General features: G+C 66.3%; 20 protein-coding genes and 1 tRNA gene. 14 read left to right on the top strand and 7 right to left on the bottom strand.

Annotation, left to right across the window (positions count from 1 at the left end; all coding sequences use genetic code 11):
- The first annotated feature begins 20 nt into the window (after positions 1-20).
- The 6 genes from KPB06_RS16865 (at position 21) to KPB06_RS16840 (ending at position 3,444) form a co-directional block, all read left to right on the top strand.
- Positions 21-236, top strand: coding sequence for a TOBE domain-containing protein (locus KPB06_RS16865; protein ID WP_006476104.1), 216 nt, complete (start codon positions 21-23; stop codon positions 234-236).
- Positions 237-380: 144 nt separating this feature from the next.
- Positions 381-578 (top strand): hypothetical protein, encoded by a 198-nt coding sequence (locus KPB06_RS16860; RefSeq protein WP_006484168.1) that lies wholly within the window; start codon positions 381-383, stop codon positions 576-578.
- 55 nt (positions 579-633) lie between these two features.
- On the top strand, positions 634-879 hold the full coding sequence (locus KPB06_RS16855) for a hypothetical protein (protein WP_059584304.1): 246 nt from the start codon (positions 634-636) through the stop codon (positions 877-879).
- 128 nt (positions 880-1,007) lie between these two features.
- Entirely contained in the window at positions 1,008-1,994 is a 987-nt protein-coding gene (gene dusA / locus KPB06_RS16850; RefSeq protein WP_059584302.1) for a tRNA dihydrouridine(20/20a) synthase DusA, read from the top strand.
- Positions 1,995-2,048: 54 nt separating this feature from the next.
- A tRNA-His gene (locus tag KPB06_RS16845) sits at positions 2,049-2,124 on the top strand.
- Between the two features lie 804 nt (positions 2,125-2,928).
- Entirely contained in the window at positions 2,929-3,444 is a 516-nt protein-coding gene (locus KPB06_RS16840; protein ID WP_059584351.1) for a GNAT family N-acetyltransferase, read from the top strand.
- Positions 3,445-3,523: 79 nt separating this feature from the next.
- On the opposite strand, the gene KPB06_RS16835 is transcribed toward KPB06_RS16840, so the two are convergent.
- Positions 3,524-3,988 (bottom strand): plasmid fertility inhibition factor family protein, encoded by a 465-nt coding sequence (locus KPB06_RS16835; RefSeq protein WP_059584177.1) that lies wholly within the window; start codon positions 3,986-3,988, stop codon positions 3,524-3,526.
- A 298-nt stretch (positions 3,989-4,286) separates the two neighbouring features.
- Between KPB06_RS16835 and KPB06_RS16830 the strand changes: the two genes are divergently transcribed.
- Positions 4,287-4,706: a hypothetical protein gene (locus KPB06_RS16830; RefSeq protein ID WP_059584175.1), complete on the top strand. Its 420-nt coding sequence runs from the start codon at positions 4,287-4,289 to the stop codon at positions 4,704-4,706.
- 685 nt (positions 4,707-5,391) lie between these two features.
- Here the strand turns inward: KPB06_RS16830 and KPB06_RS16825 are convergent.
- Entirely contained in the window at positions 5,392-6,135 is a 744-nt protein-coding gene (locus tag KPB06_RS16825) for a DUF695 domain-containing protein (RefSeq protein WP_059584173.1), read from the bottom strand.
- 190 nt (positions 6,136-6,325) lie between these two features.
- Between KPB06_RS16825 and KPB06_RS16820 the strand changes: the two genes are divergently transcribed.
- The 3 genes from KPB06_RS16820 to KPB06_RS16810 all read left to right on the top strand — a co-directional run bounded on the left by KPB06_RS16820 (position 6,326) and on the right by KPB06_RS16810 (position 8,206).
- The gene (locus KPB06_RS16820) at positions 6,326-6,634 is read left to right on the top strand and encodes a hypothetical protein (protein ID WP_059584348.1); all 309 of its coding nucleotides are present in this window, start codon (positions 6,326-6,328) and stop codon (positions 6,632-6,634) included.
- Positions 6,635-7,026: 392 nt separating this feature from the next.
- Entirely contained in the window at positions 7,027-7,569 is a 543-nt protein-coding gene (locus KPB06_RS16815; RefSeq protein WP_059584169.1) for a hypothetical protein, read from the top strand.
- A gap of 163 nt (positions 7,570-7,732) precedes the next feature.
- Complete coding sequence (locus tag KPB06_RS16810) at positions 7,733-8,206, top strand: VOC family protein (protein ID WP_059584167.1); 474 nt, start codon at positions 7,733-7,735, stop codon at positions 8,204-8,206.
- 81 nt (positions 8,207-8,287) lie between these two features.
- On the opposite strand, the gene KPB06_RS16805 is transcribed toward KPB06_RS16810, so the two are convergent.
- Positions 8,288-9,259, bottom strand: a complete 972-nt coding sequence (locus tag KPB06_RS16805; RefSeq protein WP_059584166.1) for a GGDEF domain-containing protein — start codon at positions 9,257-9,259, stop codon at positions 8,288-8,290.
- Positions 9,260-9,518: 259 nt separating this feature from the next.
- Here KPB06_RS16805 and KPB06_RS16800 point away from each other — a divergent pair, with 259 nt between their 5' ends.
- A complete protein-coding gene (locus KPB06_RS16800; protein WP_059584164.1) occupies positions 9,519-9,746 on the top strand; it encodes a hypothetical protein in 228 nt (75 codons plus the stop codon).
- Between the two features lie 153 nt (positions 9,747-9,899).
- Here KPB06_RS16800 and KPB06_RS16795 read toward each other — a convergent pair whose 3' ends face one another.
- Complete coding sequence (locus KPB06_RS16795; RefSeq protein ID WP_027784365.1) at positions 9,900-10,523, bottom strand: phospholipase D family nuclease; 624 nt, start codon at positions 10,521-10,523, stop codon at positions 9,900-9,902.
- A 332-nt stretch (positions 10,524-10,855) separates the two neighbouring features.
- Entirely contained in the window at positions 10,856-11,344 is a 489-nt protein-coding gene (locus KPB06_RS16790) for a winged helix-turn-helix transcriptional regulator (protein WP_059584162.1), read from the bottom strand.
- 187 nt (positions 11,345-11,531) lie between these two features.
- Here KPB06_RS16790 and KPB06_RS16785 point away from each other — a divergent pair, with 187 nt between their 5' ends.
- Complete coding sequence (locus tag KPB06_RS16785) at positions 11,532-11,969, top strand: PaaI family thioesterase (RefSeq protein WP_006484216.1); 438 nt, start codon at positions 11,532-11,534, stop codon at positions 11,967-11,969.
- Positions 11,970-12,124: 155 nt separating this feature from the next.
- Positions 12,125-13,177: an NADP(H)-dependent aldo-keto reductase gene (locus KPB06_RS16780; RefSeq protein WP_059584161.1), complete on the top strand. Its 1,053-nt coding sequence runs from the start codon at positions 12,125-12,127 to the stop codon at positions 13,175-13,177.
- Between the two features lie 87 nt (positions 13,178-13,264).
- Here the strand turns inward: KPB06_RS16780 and KPB06_RS16775 are convergent, their stop codons facing one another.
- Entirely contained in the window at positions 13,265-14,551 is a 1,287-nt protein-coding gene (locus KPB06_RS16775) for an MFS transporter (protein ID WP_059584158.1), read from the bottom strand.
- A 35-nt stretch (positions 14,552-14,586) separates the two neighbouring features.
- Positions 14,587-16,008 carry a M20 family metallopeptidase gene (locus KPB06_RS16770; protein ID WP_059584157.1) on the bottom strand — a complete coding sequence of 474 codons (1,422 nt, stop codon included), beginning with the start codon at positions 16,006-16,008 and terminating at the stop codon, positions 14,587-14,589.
- Positions 16,009-16,170: 162 nt separating this feature from the next.
- Here KPB06_RS16770 and KPB06_RS16765 point away from each other — a divergent pair, with 162 nt between their 5' ends.
- The gene (locus KPB06_RS16765; protein ID WP_059584155.1) at positions 16,171-17,124 is read left to right on the top strand and encodes a LysR substrate-binding domain-containing protein; all 954 of its coding nucleotides are present in this window, start codon (positions 16,171-16,173) and stop codon (positions 17,122-17,124) included.
- The last annotated feature ends 7 nt before the right edge of the window (positions 17,125-17,131 follow it).

Raw genomic sequence — 17,131 nt, 5'->3', positions numbered from 1 at the left:
TCTTCGGAGCGATCATCCCGATGAGCATCACTGCAATCAACGTACGTAACCAGTTCAAGGGCAAGGTCAAGGAGATCATCCGCGGTTCCGTGGTCTCCGAAGTCGACGTCGAGACGCCGTTCGGCATCGTCACGTCGGTGATCACCACCCGTTCGGTGGACGAACTCGAACTGAAGGTCGGCGCCGAAGTCGTCGCGCTCGTGAAGTCGACGGAAGTCTCGATCGCGCGTCTCTGAGCGCGCGGGTCGCGCCTCGGTGCGGCGCCGCCGGGCAGCGTGCCCGCCGGCGCCGCATTGCATTTCGCGCGGCGCGTTTGCCACGGTATTCGGCTTCCGGGCGAAGTGCTAGGATGGAACGACACCGATGCCGGAGGCCAACGCATGACCCCCATCCTTTCCCCCGAAGCCATCGAGGCGCTGAAATGGATCGACCAGTTCGGCGACAGCCGGCCGGTTCCCGCCGCGTTCGACGACGTCGTCTACGCGTTGCTGAATGACGGGCTGATCTATCAGGCGACGGCCGACCGGGTCGATCTGACGGCCGATGGCCGGTCGTTTTTGTCCGACGAATACGATTGAGCGCGCGGCGCCGGCCGCGCGGGCGGCTTGGCGCGGCATCACCACGGAGCGTGCGATGGAACCGAGAGGGAGCGACCTCGGCGATTTCAGCGAGCCGTACCGCGGCTTCGAGATCGAGGTGAAGACCGAGCAGGTCTGGGACGGCGAGCGGGCGCACTATCGCGTGCTGCAGGGCGATGCCGTGCGGATCGACTGGCGGCTGGTCAAGATCGACGGGATGCTGCTCACCGAACGGCGCGTGATCGAGCGCGTGTTCGACGAGGCGCGCCGCGCGGTCGATGCTGAATTGGGCGGCCGGTAGTGCGCGTGTCGGGCGGGCAGGGCCGGTCTTGCGGTAAAATGTCGGGTTGTTCCGTGCCGTCTGGCCTGTACCCGAATTCCATGTCCGTTCCACCCTCGCTTCCTCCCCGCCGCGTATCCGTCGCGCCGATGCTCGACTGGACCGACCGCCATTGCAGGTCGTTCCACCGCACGCTGACGCGCAATACGTGGCTGTATACGGAGATGATCACGACGGGCGCGCTGCTGTTCGGCGACGCCCAGCGGCATCTTGCGTTCACGCCGAGCGAATCGCCGGTCGCGCTGCAATTGGGCGGCAGCGAGCGGGACGATCTCGCGCGCGCGGCGAAGCTCGGCGAGCAGTGGGGCTACGACGAGATCAACCTGAACTGCGGGTGCCCGTCCGAGCGCGTGCAGCGCGGTGCGTTCGGTGCGTGCCTGATGAACGAGCCGCCGCTCGTCGCCGACTGCGTGAAGGCGATGCGCGATGCAGTGTCGGTGCCGGTGACGGTCAAGCACCGGATCGGCGTCGACGCGGTCGAGGACTACGCGTTCGTGCGCGACTTCGTCGGCACGGTGGCCGAGGCCGGGTGCGAAACGTTCGTCGTGCATGCGCGCAACGCGATCCTGAAAGGGCTGTCGCCGAAGGAGAATCGCGAGATCCCGCCGCTCAAGTACGACTATGCGTATCGGTTGAAGCGCGATTTTCCGTCGCTGGAGATCGTGATCAACGGCGGCATCACGACGCTCGATGAGGTTGCGCGGCATCTCGAGCACGTCGATGGCGTGATGCTCGGCCGCGAGGCCTATCACAACCCGTACGTGCTGGCGGAGGTCGATGCGCGCTTCTACGGAGCGACCTCGGCGGTGCCGACGCGCGAAGAGGCCGAGGCGCAATTGATCGCGTATTGCGCGGCCGAGCTGAAGCGCGGCACCTACCTCGGCGCGATCGTGCGGCACGCGCTCGGGCTGTATCGCGGCATGCCGGGCGCGCGCGGCTGGCGTCGCGTGCTGTCCGACAACAAGAAGCTCGCACGCGGCGATCTGGCCGTGTTCGACGAGGCGCGTGCGCATCTGAACGCGGCCGAAGAAATTTTTGAAAAAAATGCTTTGCAAGATTCAAAAGACTTCGTATAATCTTGTTCTTCGCTGCTGAAACAAAACAGCGAAACGAAGCAAGCAGTATCAGTGGTGGCTGTAGCTCAGTTGGTAGAGTCCAGGATTGTGATTCCTGTCGTCGTGGGTTCGAGTCCCATCAGCCACCCCAACAAATTCAAGCAAAAAGCCCGGTTCGTTGAACCGGGCTTTTTGCTTTTCGGCGTTCGGATAGAGCCTCGGCGTGTCTTGCCCGCGGCGTCTTTAACGAAACGGCATCCCGTATTCAACGAAGCGACCGCGATACCATGTCGGCGCTCGTGCGCTTCGAAAGTGCGGTTGCGTAAATCGAGTCGCCCCGACGATATGGCTTCGATGCCGAATATGAGATCGTGGGCGAGACGGGCAGGTATTGAAATCGGGCGCGTGATCGTGCGTGGTATCGACCGATAGCACAGCTTGACTCGCATCGCCGACGGGGATGACGGAGATGGCGACGAGGCCCCGGGCCCGTTTCGTATCGCGCTTCCGTGTCGTTGCGCTGACAACGTTCGTACCCGTTTGCCCACGACGTTTTTCTTTCCCGCCTAAGGTTCCCGCGCGCCGTGCCGTTATCTTCTCTGGACAGCCCTCGTGCCTCGAATGCTGATCCGTTTTCTTGCCTGCTCGCGCCAAACGCGAGCAGGCTTTTTTCGTTTACGGCTGCGCATAACCGGCTGATTGGCGGAATCGAACAGGGGCTTGGCGCAAACCGACAAAGTGCAACAGTCTTGCATGCGTGTAATGTAGGACCTTCCTCGTGCCCTCATGCTTTGCAGGGCCGTTCGATCCCGATGACCGATGAAGGTGTCGGGATTTTTTTTGCCCGCACGCCGAGGTCCCGACAACGCGCCGCATGAAATGCATCCCGCAAAGCACGGTATATTTTGCGATGACGCATGCCGATCACGAAAACCAGCACAAGGAGTTGCCGCCGATGCCGGGCACCCGGACCACACTGCGCGTCGCGACGGCGCACGACGCGAACCACATTGCTCGCCTGCACACGCTGAGCTGGCAAACCGCCTATAGCCATATCCTTCCGGCCGCCTATCTGACCGACGAGGTGCCGACTGAGCACGCGGTTCGCTGGCGCAAGTATTTCGATCGCGACGAGAGCGAGTGGGGCTTCGTGCTGATCGCCGAGTCGCACGGCGAGCCGGTCGGCTTCGTCAGCGCCGAGCGCCCCGTCGATCCGGCGCTTGGCGTGCTGCTCGACTGCCTGCACGTTCATCCCTCGCATCACGGCGGCGGCACGGGCAAGCGCATCATCGAAGCCGTTCGCGCGTGGGCCAGGTCGATCGGCGTGGGCAAGGTCCATCTGCAGGTGCTGGAGGGCAACGTGCGCGCGATCGGGTTCTACGAACACAACGGCTGGCGATTGGCCGGCGTCGAAACGTGTCGCCTCGGCCAAACGGAAGTCATTGACCGGATTTACGCGATCGAGGCTTGAACGCTTGCGGCTTCGGCGCGGGCGGCGGCACCCGGCCGCCATGGCATCGCGCGAGGGGAAAGCCGAACGGACATTGCTATCATTCGCCGCAATACCGCACAAGCAAATCGGCTTCGGTCTCGTGGATTTCGACGGGCAAGGTCGTCGCACCGGCATAGGCCAGATAGCGCGCGCGATGCTGGCCGTTACGGAACGACGCGACGCCGATTTTCGACAGGCCGGGAATACCGAGTAGCGTTCGCGTTCTCGTCTCGCGAAACGTGATGAACGGCATGTCCGGGATCCTGCTGCGGTTCGGATCGAGGAATTCGCGGATGCCGGCGGCTTTGCCAGGGGCCCAGTACTGAACCGACGGCAGTACGTAGTCGGTGGTGTCGCGGTCGGCGCAGGCCAGCAATTTCTTCAGGTCGACCGTCACGACCCGATGCCGCGAGTCGTCGGACGAGAATACTCGCTTGAGCTGCGTGTAGGTATAGGGGGCGTGTCCGGGAAGCTGGACGATCCAGACATCTACGCCGCTTTGTTTTGCGTGAGCGAGCGTCATTATTTCCTCTGGTGGCGCGCGGTCGTTGTGATCCGAGTTTAGCAGCGCGACGACGGCCGCGGAGCAGGTCGACAACGGAAATAGCAAGGCGGGGCAACTTCCGGTGCCATCGGAAGGGCAAAAGGAATGAGAGCGGTCATATGGCTGCGGTCGATATCGACAGGTTGCGAGAATATCGTGATGCTGCCGGTGAAAATGAAGCGCTGCGCTAAATTCACGCAAGATTCACATTGTGCCGCGAAGCCCGTCGGGTGCCGGGCGTCATAAAAATAGAGAGGGCGGATTGAGCGGAGAAGCCATGTCGTCGAAACTCGAGATCGAATATCTCGATTACTGTTTCACAGCAACGCTCGACATCACGGCGTCGGGCCGTACCGCCGTTGTCGACAGGCAACTCGAATCCGCGGTGCGAAGCAGGACGCTCGCGTGGATCGTGTTCGATCGCTTTCTGGAGCGCAATGATTTCGCCGATGCGGAAGACGCGCGCGCCAATATCATCGACTGGCTGGAGCGACTTGCCGATCCGAAGCCCGTCGCATCGACCGCGATTGCGAAGGCGAGCGCGGTGGCGACCGGCGCGGTGGCGGCAGATTCGTCGACGGCCGAAATCGTTGGCGACGCCGCTATCGAGATCGTCGGCGATGCCGCTGTCGAGATCGTCAGCAATCTCGACTGGATCGATATGGTTACCGACTGGTTTTTCAGCGGCTCGTTGTAGTGACGAACTCGGGTTTTCGTGACGCAGATCATTGCGTGCGTGAAATTCCTCGCGAAAAAATGAAGCGAAAATCACTTCGCGTCAAAAAATAGAATAATCCTGCTTTGACAATACCGGCGACTTACCGGAAACTGCGCTCGGTGCTGAAAAATTGAATTGAATTAAGACGGGATAAACCGCTGGATGGGAAGGCGAACGCTGTCGGCCGGCTCTTCGTCAGCGAAGTCCACAAGCAATGCGTCGCGCTTGAACCATGAAGGTATTCGTCGGCACGCGAGCATGCCGGTTATCGTCACATTGTCACCAAAGGGTGAGTTGCCGCACAGACCGTCGCGTGACCCGCGATCACAATTTGACCGGTTGACCGTTCTTCCCCGGCCCGGTCAACCGTTTCCCCGCTCGCTCGCGCAGGAGCGGGGGCTTTTTGCCCCCCGACGCCGGAAGGCTGCGTCGGCGGAACCGGACAGGCGTCCGGCGGGCTGCGCGACGGCATTCGTTCGCGTCCCCACATCCGTTCGCCTGATCCGTACGAATCGCTTTCCTCGTGCCTGAGCGAACCCTCAGGCCCATCGCCGGTTTTTGCCGGCGATGCCTTGATCCCGGCGGCGGGCAACATCGCTGCCGGGATGTTTTTTGCGTCGGATGGCGTGACGTCACATCGCGCGCCACGGGCATGGCGCTTCGCTCACCCCGCCTGTTCGACGCTGGTTTCCCATCCGTCGTAGTTTCCGCCGAGCGCGCGTACCTCGCGATTGAGCGCGATCGTATGGCGCGTGATGTCGGCGAGCGCCATCGTGCCTTCGTGCGAAAACCGCACGGCCGACTTGCCGTCTTCGGTCGGCGCGACCGATTCGACCGGATAGCCTTTCGCTTCGGCCCAGTCCGCGAACTGGTGCGCGTCGCTCGGGTCGGGGAAGTACGCCCAGTGCATCACGCGCCGGCTCACGTCGGGGACATCGCCTTGCTGCCGCAGCGCATCCAGCGTGCGCATGTCGCGCATGATCTGCCAGTCGTCGTCGGTCGGGTAGAGCGTCTGCCAGTAAGTGGCCTTGTCCGGGTCGTCCTGATGCGCGTACTGAAGTGCATAGGTCGTCTGGTCGGCCAGCGAATCGACGATCTCCGCGGCTGCCTCCTCGTCGAACGGCACGTAGAAAAGAAAATCCCGGTTGCCGTCGACGGTGATGCGGCCGACCTGCACGCCGCCTTTTGCGATGATCGCCGCGTCGAGCAGATCCTCGATCTTCGCGAGATCGGCGAATTCGTCGCCGGTCGGCAGGCCTTCGGGCGACGGGCGCGCGAACGGGACGCGCACGCTCAGCAGCGACGTGCGCGGATCGCCTTCGGCGATTTCCGCAAAGCCATGGTTGAAGCTGATGAAAGCCTGATGGTCGCCCATTCTGGCAGGGAAGGTTCCCCAGGCGTCGCTCATGTGTTTCTCCCGTACACGATTGTCTGTTGACGGTTGCAAAGCGTCCCAATGTATCATCGAAAATCGCGTTGGCCGGGCAAGCGCGCATGATCGCCGGCACGTGCGGGCCATGGTCGCGAGATCCGGTTGTCAGCAGCTTGCCGCTTGCCGCGTGCAGGCGGCAGGCCGCAAAAATTCAAAGGAGATGCCGATGTCTACGTTTGCGGTGAATGGTGTGCGGATCGATCCGCTCAGCGCGCGCGTGACGCACGTGCGCTGGGCGGCCGTGAACCCGGCCGATCGCTCGTGGGCGGAGACGCCGCGCGAAGCCCCGGTGGCGGACGTGGCGCGTGCGCTTGCGTCCGGTAACGATGTCCGCGCGATCTTCTCGGCATCGGATACCACCGCGATCGGGCCCAGGCTGAAACGCGTGCTGTATCGCGATGCGTCGGAAGGCATCGAGCTCGACATCGATGCAACGAGCGAGTCGCGCACGTTGCGCGATCTGCCGCAGATCTGACTGCGGGCCGTTACCCCAAACGAATCGAGCGAGCGCGTCCATGACCCTGTCCAGATTTTCCATCGTCCCGTCGGCATTCGCGCTGTGTCTGGCGCTTGCCGCCTGCCAGACCGCGTCCGGGCCGGCGCCCGTGCAACCGTCGCCGGAGACCGCGTCGACGACCGATCCTGCCTCGTCGTCGGCGGCCGCGCCGGATCGCGGCATGGGCCTCGCGCCTCGGTTGGCGGAGCAGACTCACCGGGCCACCGGTCAATGCACGACCAGCGGTACCGTCAACGTATGCAATTGACCGATGTCGGCGCCGCGGCGCGTGATCCGCGCCATCGGTATCGGAATCCTCACATGCCGGCCGCGTCGATGGGCCGGCGGCCGTCGGCACGAGCGGGCGTGCAATGATCGACGAGCAGAAACCAACGGATTCCGGCCGGCGCGTCGATCCCGACGCGGAAACGTTCATCGGCGCGTTGCCGGTCACGCTGGCAGTCGACAGCCGAAGCCTGAAAAGCAGGGCGATCGTGTGTGCGGGGCTGGCCGCGGCGAGCCTGTGCGGTTACGTGGCCGCGCCGGCGCTCTGGCCGGTGGCGGCGCTGGCCGCGTTGCTTGGGCTGGCTAGTGCGGCGTTGTTCGTGTCGTCGCGGCGCAAGCTCGCGCTGCAGATCGACGAGACGGGCTTCCGGCTGATCGGCGCCGCGCGCGAAAAACCCGTCACGCCGTGGCGGGACGTCACCGAATTCCGGATCGTCAGCGTCGCCGGGAATCATTACATCGGCTACCAGTTCTCCGCGCATTCGTCGCGCACGAAGGTGCCGGGTGGCGTGATGCTGCCGATCGCCCGGTTTGCCGATTTTCCGCTCGGCGCGGTGGCCGGGTTGCTTGAAGCCTGCCGTCGTCAGTTCGGCCTGCCGGACGAGCAGGCCGAGCGAACGGGCCGATGACGCCCGAAGCCGCGTTGTCCCGCGCCCCTGTCACACGAGCAAACAAAAAAATCCCGGGCGCCATGTCGATTTTCGCCGGAGTCGTCCGTCGTAGCATCGGAGGCGTGCGCAACGCGCGTCCGTCCCGATTTTCGATACGACAACCGACTGAAGGAGCGACACCATGCCCACGTCCGTCAAGCCGATCCCGGAAGGGATGCGCACGCTGACCCCGCATCTGATCTGTGCGGGCGCGACCGCAGCCATCGATTTCTACAAGCGCGCATTCGACGCGACCGAACGATTCCGCCTCGCGATGCCCGACGGCCGGCTCGCGCATGCGTGCCTCGCGATCGGGGATTCGACGCTGATGCTGGTGGATGAAATGCCCGAGCACGGTGCGCTGGGGCCGAAGGCGCTGAAAGGCACGCCCGTCTGCCTGCATCTGTACGTGCCGGACACCGATGCGGCGATCGCGAAGGCGGTGGCAGCCGGCGCGACGGTCACGATTCCGGCCGCGGACATGTTCTGGGGCGATCGTTACGGGCAGGTCGAGGATCCGTTCGGGCATCGCTGGTCGCTGGCGACGCATCAGCGCGATCTGACACCCGAGCAGATCGCGGATGCCATGGCCAGCGCGCCGCCTTGCGGCAGTTGAACCGGCCCGCGTCGAACGACCGTGGGCGAGCGCGCTGCGCGGCGGCGCGATCTCGCCGCGGCCCGCGTGGCGCGTTCGCGGTCATGCGCCGGCCGTCTTGCCGTGCTGCTTGTGTTCGTACATCCGGCGATCGGCCGATGCCAGCAGGTCGGCGACGGTGCGATGGTGTGCGGGATCGTAGGCAACGTGCCCGACGCTGAACCGGATCGCGTAGCCGCGTGCGTCGGCGGCGTTGCGCTGCGCGAGCGCCTGCGTGACGCGCTCGACGGGCTCGGCGACGTCGGCCGGATCGGTGGCGCTCAACAGCACGACGAACTCGTCGCCGCCGAGCCGTGCGATGACGTCGCTGTCGCGCAGCGCGCCCGTCAACGTTTCGGCGAACGCCTTGAGCGCGCGGTCGCCTTCGGCATGGCCGAAGCGATCGTTGATCGCCTTGAAATCGTTCAGGTCGAAGAACAGCAGCACGGCATGACGGCCGACGCGATCGCACAGCCTCAGCACGTGGCGGGCGAGAAGCTCGAAGCCGCGCCGGTTCGTCAGTTGCGTGAGTTCGTCGGTGGTCGCGAAATGCAGCGCGGCGATCTCGCGCTCGGTCATGTGGGCGAGATCGCCCAGCAGCGCGAGTTCGTCGGGTTCGAGCGAGCGGGGCCGCGTGTCGATCAGGCACAACGTGCCGATGGGCGCGCCGTCCGGTGCGGCGAGCGGCCGGCCGGCGTAGAAGCGGATGCCGGGCGCGCCGGTGACGAGCGGATTGTCGTGGAATCGGTCGTCGTTCAGCGCGTCCTGGATCACCATCGTATCGGGCGCGAGCAGTGCGTGTGCGCAGAACGACACGTCGCGCGGCGTCTGCGCGGCGTCGAGGCCCGGATGACTTTTGAACCACTGGCGGTTCTCGTCGACGAGGCTGACGAGGGCGATCGGGACGTCGAACAGCCGCCGCGCGAGGCGCGTCAGGCGATCGAAACGCTCTTCGGGCGGCGTATCGAGGATCGAGAGCGAATGAAGCGTATCGAGCCGGGCCGCCTCGTCGGCCGATTTCGGTGCGATTTGCATGGGCCTTGCCTCTTGTCCCGGCCGTCGGGCCGGTGATGGGTCGTACGCGGAACAGTATCGCGCATTCGTCGATGCATCGCCACGCTGCATGTTCCGCCGCGGCGGTGACCGGGTTCGTGAGATTCGGTGACGATGCCGTGAAAGGCGCGTGTCACCGGCCCGGGTTTCGTCCCGCTGCGGAATCGGACACGCAATAACCTCAAGGCGCGCGTCGCCGCGCCGTAAACAGGACAAGTCCAATCGTTCATCCCATCGCACCATGGTTCGAATCCTGTACGCGGGCTATCTCGCGTTCGCGCTGTATTTCCTTTACCCGCTGGTTCAGAACACACTGACATTCAGCACCGATTGCGTGCGCAGTGCGCTGCCGATGGGCGCCCACGGCTTGTCGGCGAATTCGGCGAGCGGTGCGGACGGACATGCGAATCGCTGTGCGTCGAGCGCGCATGCCGGCGTCGCGACCGGCCGGGCGCCGGAGATCCATTGAGCATGGCGGCATCGCGCGTGACGGGCGCTTCGCGCGGCGGTGCACTGGCCATTCGGCCGAATTGAACATCGCGCCGCGCTGGTCGATCATCTGCACCATGGTGGCGGGAAGGCGAGCGGACGAGCGCCGACGGGCGAAAGGGCGTGCGGCGCGTCAGTAACTGGAGCGGTACGGCGTGCCCTGATCGAAGCGGCTTTGCCAGTGGGTGAGGTAGCGCGACGCGAGTTGCGGGTTGTTCCAGACCACGACGACGTTCTCGGAATTGCGGCTGGCCGCCGACGCACTGTAGTTGAACGAGCCTGTTTCGACGTGCTCGGCGTCGATCACGAGGTACTTGTCGTGATGGATCGCATAGGCGTCGATCGTGCGGGTCGGGATGCCCGCGTTGACGAGCAGGTTCAGTGCCTGCTTGCTGCTCTTCGCGCGGTTGCCCTTGTCGTCGACGACCACCGCGACATTGACGCCGCGGCGCTTGGCGGCAAGCAGCGCGCGCGCGACGGGCGGCGACGTGAACGAGTAGGCGGCGACCCGGATCGAACTGCGCGCCGCCCCGATCGCTTTCAGCACGAGCGCCTCGGCGCCGCCGTCGGGCGAGAAGGCCGATTCGACGACCTGCGTCGCGGGGGCTTCATGAGTCGGAGCCGGCAACCATCGCGACACGAGATCGATCGCCTGCTGAAGCAGCGATTCGCTTTGCGTCTTGCCGAAGGCGGCGAAGGGTGTGGCGAGCAGGGAAGCGGCGAGACAGGCGGCAGCGAGGCGATTGCGCGACAACATGTTGGACAGCGAATGATTTCGAGACAGCGGGCCGTGAGTGTAACGCACGCGTGACGGCCCGGTCACGTGCGGATGCGAAGCGACGGGCCACGCGATGATCGGTAGGGGTGGAGAAGGGTGACGCAAAGTTGCGTTGTTCGGTCCGTGTGCGATCGGCGATCAACGGACAGGAGTAGGCCCGACGATTGTGTGCGTTTTGCGTGTACCGTTGCCGAGCACGCGCGTGCGAGCAATGCGCGCGCCCGGTCGGACGGGCGCCCAATCAATGCGGCCCGCGGCTCAGGCGTACGTCTGGCGGGCATGCCGCTCGGGCATCCGCACGCAACGCATCGTCAATCCGCCGCTGCACGCGCCCCGGCTTCGTCGGACGCGATCCAGCCGGGCCCGGGCTCGGGCTGCACGTCGCGAGCGTCGAGCGGTTCGCCGCAGGCCGAGCACACGGTGACCGCGTGCATCAGCTGCCCGCAGGCCCGGTGGCGCAATTGCACCGGCGGACCGTGGCCATCGTCCTTCCAGCGATCGCCCCACGCCATCAGCGCGAGCAGGGCCGGGTAGAGGTCGAGGCCCTTTTCCGTCAGCCGGTATTCGAAGCGCGGCGGGCGTTCCTGATACGCGCGCTTGACCAGCACGCCTTCGTCGACGAGCCGCGCGAGCCGTTCGGCCAGCACGTGGCGCGTCAGGCCGAGCTGGGCCTGGAACGCATCGAAGCGGCGGCAGCCGAGGAAGGCGTTGCGCAGGATCAGCATGGTCCAGCGGTCGCCCAGCACGGCGAGCGTGCGGGCGACCGAACAGTTCAGCGTGCCGACGTCATCCCATTTCATCGTCGAGTCTCTTGCCTCTTGCGGCGGTCTTGCGGCGGTTCAGCGAAATAGCGGGTTCGATTATAGAACCCGCCTTCGGTCGCAACGGGCGCAGCCGCGTTGACAACGGCCGGCGTCGTTGACAATAATGAGTTCCAATTTAGAACTTACTCGCGCGGCGACGCGCTTTCAACCCGGAGACAACCCGATGAATCCGCTTTCCTTGTCTGGCCTCGATCTGCTGCGTGCCGCCGTGTCGGGCGACGCGCCCCTCGCGTCGATTTCCGAGACGATCCCGATGCGTCCGCTCGACGTCGAGCTCGGTTACGTGAAGTTCTCGGCGCGGGCGGACGGCCGGCACCTGAATCCGCTGGGCGGCGTGCACGGCGGGTTCGCCGCGACGGTGCTCGATTCGGTCACCGGGTGCGCGGTGCATTCGATGCTCGATGCGGGTGTCGGTTACGGCACCGTCGATCTGCACGTGAAGATGCTGCGGCCCGTGCCGCGCGACGTCGATCTGATCGCGGAAGGGCGGGTGATTCACCTGTCGCGTTCGCTGGGCGTCGCGGAGGGCACGCTGAAGACGCCGGACGACAAGATCGTCGCGCATGCGTCGGCGACCTGCTTCATCCAGCGGCCGCAGTAACCTGGGGCGGCCTCACGCTTGACGGAGCGGGCGAAGGAGCGCAGGAGCGTGCCGGGCGGCACCGCAGGCCGCTTGTAAGCATGTGCCGCGCCGGTCTGAAGCAGTCGCTCCAATGTGATAGCGTTCCTGCTTTCCACCGACGCGACAGGAACAGCATGGAATACCGCACACTCGGCGATTCGGGTATCGAGGTCAGCCTGATCGGTCTGGGCACGATGACGTGGGGCGAGCAGAATTCGGAGCGCGACGCGCACGAGCAGATCGACTACGCGCTCGGGCAGGGCGTGACGCTGATCGACGCCGCGGAGATGTATCCGGTGCCGCCGAAGCCCGACACCCAAGGCCGCACCGAACAATACATCGGCACCTGGATCGCGCGGCATCGCGCGCAGCGCGATCGCATCGTGCTCGCGACGAAGATTGCGGGGCCGGCGCGGCAGCCGCACAATCCACGCCATATTCGCGGCGAGGGCAACCAGTTCGACCGCAAGAACCTGACCGAAGCGCTCGACGGCAGCCTCAAGCGCCTGCAGACCGACTACGTCGATCTCTACCAGTTGCATTGGCCCGATCGCAGCACGACCACGTTCGGCCGGCCCGCGTATCCGTGGGTCGACGACGCGTACACGGTGCCGATCGAGGAAACGCTCGGCGTGCTCGCGGAATTCGTGAAGGCCGGCAAGGTGCGCGCGATCGGCGTGTCGAACGAAACGCCGTGGGGTGTCGCGCAGTTCCTGCGCGCGGCCGAAAGGCTCGGGCTGCCGCGCATCGCCAGCATCCAGAATCCGTACAGCCTGCTGAACCGCACGTTCGAGAACGGGCTGTCGGAGTTTACGCATCGCGACGGCGTCGGTCTGCTCGCGTATTCGCCGCTCGCGTTCGGCTGGCTGTCCGGCAAGTACGAGAACGGCGCGCGTCCGGCCGGCGCACGCATCACGCTGTTCGAGCGTTTCCAGCGCTACAGCAAGCCGCAGGCCGTCGAGGCGACGTCGCGCTATGTCGCGCTCGCGCGACGTCACGGGCTGTCGCCCGCGCAACTGGCGCTCGCGTTCGTCAACAGCCGCCCGTTCGTGCGCAGCAACCTGGTCGGCGCGACGTCGCTCGAGCAGTTGAAGGAGAACATCGGCAGCATCGACGTGACGCTGTCCGACGAGATCCTCGCCGAGATCGACGCGTTGCACGAACGGCAGCCGAATCCGGCGCCGTAAGCGGCGCGCGGCCCGCGCGGCAGCGATGCCGCGACGGGCCGCATCGGGCGGTTTCGACGGCGCCGCGCCGCGCCGTCGTTGCTCGCGTCAGCGCATCTTCAGCCGCGTGCGTGCGACGAACAGCGCGGCGAGGCTCAGCAGCGCACATCCGATCAGATAGAGCGCCGGCGACAGCCGGTTGCCGGTCGCGCTGATCAGCCAGGTGATGACGAACGGCGCGAAGCCGCCGAACAGCGTGACGCCGGTGTTGTAGCTGACCGCGAGCCCGGTGGCGCGCGTCTGCGACGGGAACAGTTCGGCCATCAGTGCCGGCAGCGCGCCGCAGTACATCGCCTTCAGCGCGCCGATCCAGACCAGTGCGGCGAGCATCGTCGCGAACGACGCGTGGCGCGTGAGCCATGCGAACGTCGGCCACACGGTCACGAGCATCAGCACGGCCGCGACCGCCATCATGCGGATCCGCCCGGTGCGGTCGGACAGATGGCCGACGACCGGCGTGACGAGCGTGAGCACGAAGCCGGTCGCGAGCGTCGCCGCGAAGCCGGTCGATGCCGGCAGCCCGAGCTGCTTGATCGCATAGGTCGGCATGTACAGGATCATGTAGTTGATCGCGGTCGAGATCACGAGCACGCCGATCGACAGCAGCAGCCGCACCTTCTGGCCCGCGAACAGCTCGCGCACCGGCGCCTCGGAGCGTGCCTGCGTCTTGAATTCGACGCCTTCGTCGACGTAGCGGCGGATGTACAGCCCGACCGGGCCGATCGCCAGCCCGAACAGGAACGGCACGCGCCAGCCCCAGCTTTCGAGTTGCGCGGAGGTCAGCGTGGCCGTCAGCAGCGCGCCGAAGCCCGACGCGAGCAACGTCGCGAGGCCCTGGCTCGCGAACTGCCAGCTCGACATGAAGCCGCGCCGCTGCGGCGCGTGCTCGACGAGAAATGCGGTCGAACTCGCGAATTCGCCGCCGGCGGAAAAGCCCTGCATCAGCCGCGACAGCATGATCCCGAGCGGCGCGAGAATGCCGATCGATGCGTAGGTCGGCATCAGCGCGATCAGCAGCGTGCCGGCCATCATCATCGCGATCGACAGCAGCAGCGACGCCTTGCGGCCCGCGCGATCCGCGTACGCGCCGAGCACGAAGCCGCCGATCGGCCGGATCAGGTAGGACAGCCCGAACGTGCCGAGCGTCAGCATCAGCGACGTCGCTTCGCTCGTGGCCGGGAAGAACAGCTTGGCGATCGTCACCGCGAAGAAGCCGTAGACGATCAGGTCGAACCATTCGAGCGCGTTGCCGATCGACGCCGCGAAGATGATGCGCCGGATTTGCGCGGCGCTGGGGCGCGCGGCGTCCTGTGAGGTCAGGGTGGTCGTATTCATCGTGTGTGCAGGTCCCGTGAAAGGGGCGAAGCGCGTTACAGGGCGGCGCCGGCCGCGGCGGATGCCGCGCGGCGAACGGGCGGCGCGTTCTCGCCGAGATCCCAGAAGAGGCCGGCCATCATCTGCAGCCCCTCGCTGACGACGCTCGCGAGCAGGTGCTCGTCGGGCGCGTGCTGCGAGCACGCCGGGTACGAGTGCGGCACCCACAGCGTCGGCAGCCCGAGCGTGTCGGCAAACACCTCGTTCGGCAGCGTGCCGCCGAGATTCGGCAGGATCGCGGGCTTCTTGCCGGTGGTGCGCGCGAGCGACGCGACGGCCCAGCGGACCCACGGATCGTCCGGCGGCACGCGCGTCGCCGGTGCGCCGCGTTCGACGTCGATCTCGATGTCGGCGAAGCCGTGCGCATCGAGATGCGCGCGCAGGTGTGCTTGCACCGCTTCCCAGTCGGTGCCGACGACGAAGCGCAACTGGCAGTGCGCGTACGCGGCGGGCGGGATCGCGTTGACGGGATGCTCCGGATTGCCGGCCTTGAACGCGAGGATCTCGAACGTGTTCCAGCCGAACACGCGCTCGGCCGCGGACAGGCCGGGCTCGCCCCAGTCGGCGTCGAGCGCCGGGTCGCCGGGGCCGCCGCCGACGGAAAGATCGGCGAGCGCGTCGCGCACCGCGGCCGGGATCGGCGGCGGGCGCAACCCGTCGACGCGAATCGCGCCGCGCGCGTCGACGAGGCTCGCGAGCGCATGCGCGAGCACGATCGCCGGGTTGCGCAGCAGTCCGCCCCAGTTGCCCGAGTGATGCGCGCCGTCGCGGGCGCGCAGGCTCAGCTTGAAGTTGACCGAGCCGCGCGAGCCAAGAAATACCGTCGGGCGCGCGGCGGCAATGCGCGGGCCGTCGGACGCAATCAGCACGTCGGCCGCGAGCGCGTCGCGCTCCTGGTGGCACAGCGCGTCGAGGCCCGGAGACCCGGTTTCCTCGCCCATCTCGATCAGCAGCTTCGCATTGAAGCCGAGCCGGCCGCCGCGTGCTTCGAGCACGCTCGCCAGCGCGGCCAGGTTGATCGTGTGCTGGCCCTTGTTGTCGGCGCTGCCGCGGCCGTACCAGCGGTCGCCGTCGGCCGTCAGCGTCCACGGCGACAGCGGCGCGCGCCACTGCGCGTCGTAGCCGCGCACGACGTCGCCGTGGCCGTAGATCAGCACGGTCGGCAGCGCGTCGTCTTCGTGGCGCGACGCGAGCAGGAACGGCCCGCCGCCAGCGACGGGGTTGTCGACGATCCGCGACGTGAAGCCGAGGCGTGCAGCCTCGGGCGCGATTTCGTCGGTCAGATAGGCGCGCAGCGCGGCTTCGCTGCCGCTTTCCTGGCTTTCGGTGCGCAGGCCGACGCGGCGGCTCAGGGTCGTGAAGAACGCACCGGATTCGAACTGGTTCAGCGCGTGCTGGATGGCGGCGGTACGGCTCAAGTCGGGTCTCCTCGGTCGGGTTCGCCGTGCGCGGGCGCGCAGGCAGCGTGAAGTGCGATCGATTCTAGAAAGCCGGTTTTTTTGTCACAATGATCGAATTTCGAACCTTTCTTTGCCGAAAAGGCAAAGCAGCGCGGCCGGATGCGGCGCGGAGACAGAACGATGGCGGCTTTCCTGCATGGCCTGGCATTGCGATATTTCGTCGAGGTGGCGCGTACCGGGTCGATCAGCGACGCGTCCGCGCGGCTGCACGTGGCCGTATCGGCAATCAGCCGCCAGATCGCGAAGCTGGAGAGCGGGCTCGGCGCGCCGCTGTTCGAGCGGCGGCCGCGCGGGATGGCGTTGTCGGAGGCGGGAGAGCGGTTGCTGGCGTTCGCGCAGCGCAGCCTGCTGGAGGCCGAGCACGTGATGAAGGACATCGGCGGGCTCGACGCGCTGCACGGCAGCCTGCTGAAGATCGCGTGCTCGGAAGGGTTCGCGATCGATTTCCTGCCCGGCGTGCTCGCGAGCTTCAAGGCGCGCCACCCGGGCGTCGATTTCATCGTGTGGGTCGTGTCGCCGGCGGACGCGACCCGGCGCGTGCGCGACGGCGATGCGGACATCGCATTGACCTTCAGCCTCGCGCCGGAGAAGGGCGTGCGCGTCGACCACACCGAGCGCGCGCCGGTCTTTGCGCTGGTCCGGCACGATCATCCGCTCGCGGCGCGCGACGCGGTGTCGCTTGCCGATGTCGCCCGGTACGCGCACGTGCTGCCCGAGGCCGGCACGACGGTGCGGCAGCTGATCGACATCGCGTGCGCGCTCGACGGGCTGCTGCTCGAGCCCGAGCTGACGAGCAACAATACCGCGGCGATGTACGGCTACGCGCGGCGCACGGGCGCGGTGATGTTCACGGGGCTGTTGTCGGTGCGCGGCCGCTCCGAGGCGGACGGCTTCGTCGTCGTGCCCGTGACCAATCCGCAACTGCGCGAACGCAGCATCCAGGTGCAGACGATGGCGGGGCGCGATCTGCCCGCGTCGGTGCGCGCGTTCCGCGACCATCTGATCGACGCGATGCAGGCCGCTTCGTCGCCGCCGACCGCCGCGCGAGGCCCGGGACGCCGGCCCGTGAGATAATCGTCAA

Source organism: Burkholderia semiarida (assembly GCF_029268935.1).
In the GTDB taxonomy this organism is placed as follows: Bacteria; Pseudomonadota; Gammaproteobacteria; order Burkholderiales; family Burkholderiaceae; genus Burkholderia; species Burkholderia semiarida.
Note: the sequence above shows the minus strand (reverse complement) of the source record. Positions and strands in the feature narration are given on the sequence as shown.

What these genes read in the sequence shown, in the direction of transcription:
- KPB06_RS16865 (WP_006476104.1), top strand. Translation starts at nt 21, where the DNA reads ATGAGCATCACTGCAATCAACGTACGTAACCAGTTCAAGGGCAAGGTC.
- KPB06_RS16860 (WP_006484168.1), top strand. Translation starts at nt 381, where the DNA reads ATGACCCCCATCCTTTCCCCCGAAGCCATCGAGGCGCTGAAATGGATC.
- KPB06_RS16855 (WP_059584304.1), top strand. Translation starts at nt 634, where the DNA reads ATGGAACCGAGAGGGAGCGACCTCGGCGATTTCAGCGAGCCGTACCGC.
- dusA (WP_059584302.1), top strand. Translation starts at nt 1,008, where the DNA reads ATGCTCGACTGGACCGACCGCCATTGCAGGTCGTTCCACCGCACGCTG.
- KPB06_RS16840 (WP_059584351.1), top strand. Translation starts at nt 2,929, where the DNA reads ATGCCGGGCACCCGGACCACACTGCGCGTCGCGACGGCGCACGACGCG.
- KPB06_RS16835 (WP_059584177.1), bottom strand. Translation starts at nt 3,988, where the DNA reads ATGACGCTCGCTCACGCAAAACAAAGCGGCGTAGATGTCTGGATCGTC.
- KPB06_RS16830 (WP_059584175.1), top strand. Translation starts at nt 4,287, where the DNA reads ATGTCGTCGAAACTCGAGATCGAATATCTCGATTACTGTTTCACAGCA.
- KPB06_RS16825 (WP_059584173.1), bottom strand. Translation starts at nt 6,135, where the DNA reads ATGAGCGACGCCTGGGGAACCTTCCCTGCCAGAATGGGCGACCATCAG.
- KPB06_RS16820 (WP_059584348.1), top strand. Translation starts at nt 6,326, where the DNA reads ATGTCTACGTTTGCGGTGAATGGTGTGCGGATCGATCCGCTCAGCGCG.
- KPB06_RS16815 (WP_059584169.1), top strand. Translation starts at nt 7,027, where the DNA reads ATGATCGACGAGCAGAAACCAACGGATTCCGGCCGGCGCGTCGATCCC.
- KPB06_RS16810 (WP_059584167.1), top strand. Translation starts at nt 7,733, where the DNA reads ATGCCCACGTCCGTCAAGCCGATCCCGGAAGGGATGCGCACGCTGACC.
- KPB06_RS16805 (WP_059584166.1), bottom strand. Translation starts at nt 9,259, where the DNA reads ATGCAAATCGCACCGAAATCGGCCGACGAGGCGGCCCGGCTCGATACG.
- KPB06_RS16800 (WP_059584164.1), top strand. Translation starts at nt 9,519, where the DNA reads ATGGTTCGAATCCTGTACGCGGGCTATCTCGCGTTCGCGCTGTATTTC.
- KPB06_RS16795 (WP_027784365.1), bottom strand. Translation starts at nt 10,523, where the DNA reads ATGTTGTCGCGCAATCGCCTCGCTGCCGCCTGTCTCGCCGCTTCCCTG.
- KPB06_RS16790 (WP_059584162.1), bottom strand. Translation starts at nt 11,344, where the DNA reads ATGAAATGGGATGACGTCGGCACGCTGAACTGTTCGGTCGCCCGCACG.
- KPB06_RS16785 (WP_006484216.1), top strand. Translation starts at nt 11,532, where the DNA reads ATGAATCCGCTTTCCTTGTCTGGCCTCGATCTGCTGCGTGCCGCCGTG.
- KPB06_RS16780 (WP_059584161.1), top strand. Translation starts at nt 12,125, where the DNA reads ATGGAATACCGCACACTCGGCGATTCGGGTATCGAGGTCAGCCTGATC.
- KPB06_RS16775 (WP_059584158.1), bottom strand. Translation starts at nt 14,551, where the DNA reads ATGAATACGACCACCCTGACCTCACAGGACGCCGCGCGCCCCAGCGCC.
- KPB06_RS16765 (WP_059584155.1), top strand. Translation starts at nt 16,171, where the DNA reads ATGGCGGCTTTCCTGCATGGCCTGGCATTGCGATATTTCGTCGAGGTG.